The sequence below is a fragment of the Vibrio sp. 1078-1 genome, assembly GCF_033340475.1.
In genome coordinates, this window is the sequence record NZ_JAWOWM010000986.1 from 1 (window position 1) to 504 (window position 504).

Consider the following 504-nt stretch of genomic DNA (forward strand, 5'->3'; position numbering starts at 1 on the left):
GCTATGCTATCGACGCGAGACAGGTCGATCTCATCCACCCCAACTTTTGGTGGTGATTGCATGGCTGAGTAGTTATAGAGAAATCGATAAATCGCTTGCCACTGTTTAATGCGCTGCAAACTCAAGTGGGCAGCGTAGCTTGGTGGTAACCATTGGGTATAACGGTTCCAAAACTCGCTGTTCCAATTCGGGTGTGTCGGGATTAATTCGTCTATCGATTCCGATGGTCTTGCGCTTTTTGGAGTCAGCCAACCCATCCCCACTTGCCAACTCCCATATTGATTTTGGATGTTTCCACGACGCCACGTTTCATCCCACCAACTCATCTTTTGCTTTGCATGATTTAAGCTCAGGTTTTCCTCACTTTGTCCAATATGGCAATAATAGAGTTGCGTCGTGCCCCGCTTAATGGCGGAGGTAAAAGCGGTGATCGCTGCCCCTCGTAAAAAGCTTTCATGTTCGAGGACAAAGCGTTTCGGCACTTTGTTCGCAAAGTATTTCGCC

General features: G+C 47.8%; 1 pseudogene. It reads right to left on the reverse strand.

The features are described 5' to 3' along the window. Positions 1–504, reverse strand: a pseudogene (locus R7190_RS31220) (hypothetical protein); the annotation flags it as partial.